The following is a 7,248-nucleotide window of genomic DNA, read 5'->3' as shown; positions in this document are numbered from 1 at the left end:
GTACTGCCCGATGATCCGAGATAGATCCAGTTGGTTTGGCGGCAGGATCTCGACGATCTTATCGAAGCGACCTGCTCGGAGGATCGCTGGATCAATACTCTCGATGCTGTTCGTCGCCGCCAGGACAACAACGCCTTCATATTCAACGACACCGTCCAGCCGCTCGAGAAACCCAGTTATGGCTTTAGTGTCGTAGGAGTCATTGTGAGATCCTGGACCGCCCCCGTTTCGACGGAAGAAGGCATCCAACTCGTCGATGAAGAGGATGCAAGGCGCATTACTTTGTGCAGATTTAAAGCTGCGCTCCATCGCGCTCAGGAATTCAGAGAGCGAACCGCTTTTCTGCCATTCGTTGTAGCTGGCCATCTCCAATCTGATGTTCCCTGATCGCGCCATCGCACGTGCGAGTTCAGTTTTCCCAGTCCCTGGTGCGCCCACCAAGAGGAGGCCGCGCGGCACATCTCCCCACGCGAGACGGCCCTCTTTCCAATCCGTCATCGCCTCGATCAGGTCTTCGGCATAGTCTTTGGCGCGGCCTAGACCTGCAAGTTCAGAGAGTGTCGGCCCTTTGGATTGTGGTTTCACCACCAAATCTGCATCGCGCTTACGCGCTTTTGAACGGAGATAAGCGACCGCATTCTCAAATCGCGTGAGACGGAGTGCGATCAAAAGATCAAGGTCGGACACCTCACGCAATGATGCCTCTTTCGACAAATCCGCACTCTCGTAAGCAAAAACCTCGTCCGCGGTTTCTGGATGGAACAGCTCAAAGAGACATTGAACGACACTCCAATCCCGCTGCAGATCAAGGCTCTGCCAAATCCCACCTGGATACAAAGACAGATCCAAGGCATTCGTATGGTCAACGAACAGGGTCGGCCGCGTCTTTTGTAGCGCCTCTAAAACCAGATCGTCATTTTCCGAGCGGTATTTGGACATGAGCCGCCGGCTGTCAATCACGCGAAGTCCGACGTTACGCGTTGCATAATTTGCGAACCCGATCTTTTGATCTGACAGCATGATCATCGCGGCCGCTTCTTGCAGCGCCGAGGCATCAAGGTCAGTCGCAACCACAGTCAAAGCTCCTTCAGCGAAAAGGTTCACGGCAGGCGTCTCGGCGATCATTTTGGCCAATGAAAACAGTGCCCGAAGTTCAGCGAACCCTAGAATAGCATGGTTCATCGCGAGACGCAGGGCCTCGGACAATTGCACCGAGGCGGGGTCCGCTTGAATGTCTTTCAACATGGTGGCAACTTGAACGTCGAAGAGCTTCTGCCGGTGCACTTCGGCTCTCAGGTAAAGCGCCAAGGCTGCTCGAGCAGCGTCAGCCCACTTCGGTCGGGTTTTTTGGTCAGTCATCTTAAGCTCCAAGCGCAGGTCTTCGTTCGCAGAAGTGCTGCGGTATTGAGGGTCAAAAAGTTGGGGTGCTCTCGACCATATGCGGCAAGAACATAAAGTGAACATATCTAACGAGAAGGAAAAGGCCGCAAGAGGCAAAATCTCCCAATTACTAACAAAAACAACGACTTAGAATTTTCGCACGATTTTCAAGGAAACCGTCCGAACCGAGGGGCTGAGGGTTTTTCAATGAAAACAGGGGAGCACCCGGTCTCCCTCCCCGAAGGAGAGGTCCAATTTCGCAGACCGCGTGATCTACTCTTTTTGTCGATGAAGTCGGTGCTGAAGCGCGATCAGTGCCGAGGAGCCGACCACTTCATCGAATTTTCGCACTATTTTTGGAAGTGGAGCCGATGAGCAGATTCGCCACTGGATCGCTGTGTCCGACTGGTCAGCGGCTGGTTTTTAGGTACCAGGATCGGATTTTCGCAGATTTGAGCATCAGCTGCGACACACCCTCTCCTCTAAGATTGAGACATCAGCTTCGAGGCAGCGGATTTTCGCATAATCCGTGCCCTGATTGGCGCACGACGTAGCAGTATTCCGCTGGTTTACAGCTGAGCCGTTCATTCTGCGAAAATGATCTCAGAATGTGCTAGAATTCTATCGAGCGGATGACGTACACAGCCGTTCGCCTCAATGCATAATTCAGCTCGCCACGACTGAGAAATGGTAAATCAGATGAAAGCTGTCGATCTCAAAGGCCGGATTCGCGACCGGCTCATCGCAGATATGATCGCGTTTACATCAGACGGCCTAAAGCCGCTCAATACGCTGTGTCGCGCGGCGGCAATGTCACTCGGATACGATGTCTCTACTGTCACCGTCCGACTGGGCCACACCGTCTTTTGCGTCGGTCGCTATGGAAGCGATGTGAAGCAGTTTGAGGTCCTAGAAAACCCAACCATCCTTGCACCATCCGAGAGCTTGGACGAAGTCGTTGAGTCCTTTAACCCTGATGTCGATTTCCCGGGTCAAACACCCGATGGAAGGCTGTTGGCAGGCCGCAAATATTGGCTTGCGGCCCCGATTTCGATTGAGGGCATGCTCATCGCTCGGTTCAACTTCAATCACCACTCGACCATAGATGAGCCCGCAAGCGAGCGCGTGAAGGGCATTGCAAAGGACTACGCCTCCGTCGCGGGGACGATCATGAACAGCCATAGACTGCTCAAAATGCACGTCCGACAAACCTTTGAAGCATTAGAAGCCTTGGACCACTGAACCAAACTGAGGACAGGCGCGAACCCCGCCCTCCGCCGCCTTCATAAAAACCGTTTAAAGTGCAATCGACAGGTTAACTTGCCGCCCGGCGCGCATGGTCATATCCGTCAACGCGTCGATAGTGAACTTCTGCGTCTTCTTCTTCACGACATCGGAGACCCGGGGTCGTGTGATTCCGAGAATGACAGCTGCGTCAGCCTGTTTCAATTGCTCGCTCTGAATCCATTCGGCCAAACACTCCATGAGCGATAATTTGATCGCTGTCTTCTTATCAATGATCTCTTGAGATTTCTTCTGGAGAACAACGGCCTCTTCAGCGTCGAATCCCAGATCTGCGAAGATATTCCCGTCGGCGGGTGTGATATGAGATACACCGTTTTCCGCAGTCATTTCACTCTCCTATGTTTCAGGACTTCCTGATAACGCCTTTCGGCCATGTCTTTGTCTTTTTTACTTGTTTTATTCGTCTTCTTTTTAAAGCAGTGCAGGACGTAAACAGCTTCTTCGAATTTCGCCACATACATGACACGAAACCAGCCATCATCAAGATTGATCAGGATTTCCTTTGCGCCTGGGCCAACTTCACTGAATGATTTCCAGTTGTCTGGATCTAATCCTGACTGAACTCGATCTAGTTGATGGCCGGCCTCCTTCCTCGCATTTGTTGTAAAAATTTTATCATCTTTGATGTCTTCAATGGATGACCCCATCCATGCGATGGGCTTCTTCGGCCTCTTCACATTCATTTCTTGACCCCATTTGTGTATCAATACTTATACATTGTCAATATAAGGAAAATTAGTAACCCACCGAAGAAACCCTCGGTGGGTCACATTTCTTGCATTCATTTAAATGTGCAGTTGATCACTCAAGAGACCAGTGACAAGCTTCAGCAAGAGGGGTAAGCGCGGCTCGCATACCTGCAAGATCGAACGTGGCCGTAATTGGTGCGGACCGATAGGGGGTCGCTTGAGCGATTAACTCGTCATGATCCAGCATGCTTTTGAGAAGAGCGATAGGGCTGCTCGCAAAGGTCGCAGTATCATCTGTAGAATGTGACCAGCGTGTGGTTGTAGCACGATCGCTATCCAGTCGCGTTGTTACATCTGATGGGCCACGGCCAAGATAGTCGTGCCAGTTGAGATAAGCTTCCGTTTTGTTGTTGGCACATCGCGCGATCAACGCAGGCTTGTCATAAGAGGCCCCCACCGCACTTTCAGCGGTGAGGATCGCAACGACTGTTTTGTTGTCCGTCAGCGGATCATTCGTCTCGTTCACATACCATGCGCCTCGATCTGTCGATGAGAGTTCCGCAGCGGTATCAGGTCCACTGAGGGACAGCATTTCACGATATGTATCCTCATCTTGAATTGAGTACTTAAGATAGACCTGCGCACCGCAGATCAAGTCATCTGGAATTACAGTCAGATCATCAGCGACAGGTCGATCAGAAAGGAAATACACGCCGAGATGGAGTGTGAGCTCCATGTCGGCCGCAGATTTCAGATCGACTTCACTACGCGTCACAACGAATGATGCTGTGCGATCACAAGTGAGCGCGTCAAACTCATCAGGGAGGAGAGACGTATCCGCACTAAACAGCCGCAGACTTTTCTCTCTATCCGTCAGAATCTCGATGGGCAGAACTGCACCTTTCCCGAAGCGAAGTTCGACTTCGGAATAAAAGAGATCTCCACCAACTTGCTCGATGTCAAAAGGTGATGCATCGGTGTAAGCGAAAAGCCTTGCGGGGTCTTCCTGAGCTGAGGCACAGACCCCAAACCCCATGAAGAAGAAAGCCGATAGAATGGGGAATAGTTTCATAAACATGATCCTTTTTTTGCTATGGAACAATCTGGCGCCGCAGTCGACGGTTTTCGAGGATCAGTATTCACGAAACCCTTAACCCTCTGCGGACCGCGACGCACTGCGAAAATGAATGCTAATAGGTGAAGCTGCATTCCTCAGCGACGGGCTCGAGGGCGAAGCGGAGACCCTCAATATCAAATTCGACAAGAGCCTGTGGGCTATCCCCTAGGGTTAATTGGATCAGAAAGCTCTTCTCCTCCAGCATTGCTTGGATGATACTGTGAGGATCAGGTAAAATAACCCTAAACCCTTCATCGACAAAATATACATCTACCACTTCAGCGGGATGATCAGAGATACGATAGGTGGCGAGGATTGTCTCAGCCCGGTAGATTGGATTCTTCAAGCGCAGAGAGAGCTCAAGCTCTCCACGAGTGCAAGATATCGTAAGCGCCGGATAACCGTCTTGGGAGTTATTCAGAAATAGGGTAGTCGATTTTTCATCGGTCAAACGATCCAGAATCTCGACGGTATCCCAATCCCCCTTTGGGCCGTCGATTACATAAAATTCGCTTACGCGATTGTATGTAATCAGCTTCTCCCTGATCTCTTTTGGAATAGCTACTGATTGCCTAGAAAAGGACAGGACCCCACAAAGATGATCCTCACTAAAGTCATCTATTTGATCGCCTGAGCCATCGGGGATCGAGAAGAAAAATAATGACTTATAAATATTGATAAGTAGGTCTTCCCCTCCACCAAAATTGATGCTGTCGCGGGCTAAAATGTGAGAAAAGGATTGATCGCAAGTAAACCTGTCAAACCCACTTGGAAGCTCGTGGTTCTCGATCTTGTAGTATGAATTCCCCTTAAAGTGGTCTTCTTCGAGTAGGTGAAGTCGGATGGTACCGCCTTGACCAAAGATGGCCATATCACTTGACATCATTAAGTCACCTGACCGCCAATCCCCCTCCATCGGGGAGATTTGCGCATAAGACATTAAGATGTGAGTGTCATGGAATTGATCCATATCCTGACCAACACTTTGCGTCGCCATCCCGATCAGCGCAGCTGCAAATAAGACCCATAACTGCATATCAACCTCCATACCCCCAACCACTTAAGGCAATAAACTACAGCATGTCCACAATCTTAAATTGTTTTAAATACTAAATCGCAGGATCCGGTTCGGCTTAGTCGCATTGCGATATAGACGAACTTAACCAGTTCCCGCAAAGGGAATAGGGCGCAGCCTACCCATATACCAATCGAGACTGAGCAGACGGCATATTATCCATGCCCATTCATTGTTCTCGGCCAAATTTGAAGTCTATCGACTTCGATCGGATCTCATCCTCGCGGAATTTATCAGCAAGATGCCCATAGTATTGGAACGTCGTGTGGATGCTACGATGTCCAAGCTGTTGGGAGATGACCTCCAATGGCACCCGCTGCATAATCATGTGACTGGCATAGGTGTGCCTGAGACCATGAAACGTAAACTCTGATGGGATTCCCACGTTTGCGCAGGCGATGTTGAAGGGACGATTGTGCTGCCTCTGCCACGGCTTTCCCATTGGCGATCTCAGTAAGAGGTCATCTGTATCTCGACTTTCTGCAAGGGCCTCGAAAAACCGCATTCCCTCATCAGAAAGAAAAACAAAGCGACCTTTTCCGTATTTGAAAGGACCGATCCGGACCCCATGTCCTCCTGCACCAACGTCAGCAGCTTTGATTTTGGCCAGCTCCCCCACTCGACAGCCTGTGTAGAGTGCAGCCATCACGAGATCCCGCAGAGGCCCCTCACATTGAGCGGCCAAAGCGACACATCGATCGACACTTATGAATTGAGGGATTTTGGGCTGACTTAAACTCACACGACGCGCAAGCCGCACCTTGCGATCGTTCTCAAGCACTCCATCCTCGTAGGCATATTGAAGGGCTTTCTTAATATACCCAACGAGGACGTTATAGGTGCGCTTCCGCTTGCGCAGATCATCTGGGGTGAGATCCGACATTTCCTGAGGGGTTTTATGCGGTTCAAAGCCTGAACGAGGCTTCGTGGCGAACACCTGATTGGCCAACGTCACCATGTGTTCATTCGAGAATTCGGCAATGGTCACATTCCCCATCACCGGGATGATGAAATAATTGATGCTAATCAGAGCGTTATAGAATCCCTTTGGGGTAGCAGATATCTTCCGCCAATCCATATAGGCCCTAAGGATTGAACCGATGGTCGGCTCAGAACGATCAATCGGACAGTATGCGACCTCAGTGGTTTTGCCCCGGACGCGCGCCTTTGAAGCCTGAATATTCACCTGTGGATCGGAGAACCATTTCAGGGCCCTCGTCACAGCTTGATCCAGCGACAACGCTGGTGCGTTCATTGACAGGGCTGGACCCAATGCATGCTGTCGATACTTCTTCTCAGCATTCAGATACCGAGCGGTCCATGTGCAGGTGACCGCGTCAGGCCGATAGATAACAATATGAAACCCTTGCATAATCCCGAAGAAATATGGGTTTTCTCTAAACTTCAGGCTTCGGATGTCATCTGGCGTTGCGAACGGGCATTCGGCCAATCGAGACCTTATCGCAAGCATCAGCGATTGGATCACCCTGTCGTCACAATCGGGGTCTGCCAACCGGTCGCCGAGCTTCGGCCCACGTCGTTTCACCCGCGTTTGGTCATTTGATGATAGTTGGGCCTGCGATGTTTCGATGTTCATATGGGCTGGACCTGAGATTGAGGGACGGTGTCGGGTCCTATTGATAAGAAGTGAGAATGCAGCATGCACGTTAAGATTGCATTAA

General features: G+C 50.6%; 7 protein-coding genes. 1 reads left to right on the top strand and 6 read right to left on the bottom strand.

Annotation, left to right across the window (positions count from 1 at the left end):
- Positions 1 to 1,359: AAA family ATPase (locus tag AC07ED_RS16130; protein ID WP_478242470.1), on the bottom strand; the 1,359-nt coding region annotated here is incomplete at its 3' end.
- 720 nt (positions 1,360 to 2,079) lie between these two features.
- On the opposite strand from AC07ED_RS16130, the gene AC07ED_RS16125 reads away from it, so the two are divergent.
- On the top strand, positions 2,080 to 2,622 hold the full coding sequence (locus AC07ED_RS16125) for a hypothetical protein (RefSeq protein WP_105234933.1): 543 nt from the start codon (positions 2,080 to 2,082) through the stop codon (positions 2,620 to 2,622).
- Between the two features lie 54 nt (positions 2,623 to 2,676).
- On the opposite strand, the gene AC07ED_RS16120 is transcribed toward AC07ED_RS16125, so the two are convergent.
- The 5 genes from AC07ED_RS16120 to AC07ED_RS16100 all read right to left on the bottom strand — a co-directional run bounded on the left by AC07ED_RS16120 (position 2,677) and on the right by AC07ED_RS16100 (position 7,163).
- Positions 2,677 to 3,012 carry a helix-turn-helix domain-containing protein gene (locus AC07ED_RS16120; protein WP_105234932.1) on the bottom strand — a complete coding sequence of 112 codons (336 nt, stop codon included), beginning with the start codon at positions 3,010 to 3,012 and terminating at the stop codon, positions 2,677 to 2,679.
- Entirely contained in the window at positions 3,009 to 3,368 is a 360-nt protein-coding gene (locus AC07ED_RS16115) for a type II toxin-antitoxin system RelE/ParE family toxin (RefSeq protein WP_105234931.1), read from the bottom strand. The genes AC07ED_RS16120 and AC07ED_RS16115 overlap by 4 nt, the downstream gene beginning before the upstream one ends.
- 118 nt (positions 3,369 to 3,486) lie before the next feature.
- Positions 3,487 to 4,446: a type VI secretion system-associated protein TagO gene (locus AC07ED_RS16110; protein ID WP_211096434.1), complete on the bottom strand. Its 960-nt coding sequence runs from the start codon at positions 4,444 to 4,446 to the stop codon at positions 3,487 to 3,489.
- 118 nt (positions 4,447 to 4,564) lie between these two features.
- Positions 4,565 to 5,527, bottom strand: a complete 963-nt coding sequence (locus AC07ED_RS16105; RefSeq protein ID WP_158664504.1) for a hypothetical protein — start codon at positions 5,525 to 5,527, stop codon at positions 4,565 to 4,567.
- Positions 5,528 to 5,735: 208 nt separating this feature from the next.
- Positions 5,736 to 7,163: a tyrosine-type recombinase/integrase gene (locus tag AC07ED_RS16100; protein WP_105234928.1), complete on the bottom strand. Its 1,428-nt coding sequence runs from the start codon at positions 7,161 to 7,163 to the stop codon at positions 5,736 to 5,738.
- Positions 7,164 to 7,248: the final 85 nt, after the last annotated feature.

Source organism: Aestuarium zhoushanense (assembly GCF_056431045.1).
The sequence above is the reverse complement of the archived record's forward strand: the minus strand, read 5'-3'. Positions and strand labels throughout refer to the sequence as shown.

Bases quoted from the DNA above. Each gene is read 5' to 3' on its own strand.
- AC07ED_RS16120 (WP_105234932.1), bottom strand. From the start codon at position 3,012: ATGACTGCGGAAAACGGTGTATCTCATATCACACCCGCCGACGGGAAT.
- AC07ED_RS16105 (WP_158664504.1), bottom strand. From the start codon at position 5,527: ATGCAGTTATGGGTCTTATTTGCAGCTGCGCTGATCGGGATGGCGACG.
- AC07ED_RS16100 (WP_105234928.1), bottom strand. From the start codon at position 7,163: ATGAACATCGAAACATCGCAGGCCCAACTATCATCAAATGACCAAACG.
- AC07ED_RS16110 (WP_211096434.1), bottom strand. From the start codon at position 4,446: ATGAAACTATTCCCCATTCTATCGGCTTTCTTCTTCATGGGGTTTGGG.
- AC07ED_RS16125 (WP_105234933.1), top strand. From the start codon at position 2,080: ATGAAAGCTGTCGATCTCAAAGGCCGGATTCGCGACCGGCTCATCGCA.
- AC07ED_RS16115 (WP_105234931.1), bottom strand. From the start codon at position 3,368: ATGAATGTGAAGAGGCCGAAGAAGCCCATCGCATGGATGGGGTCATCC.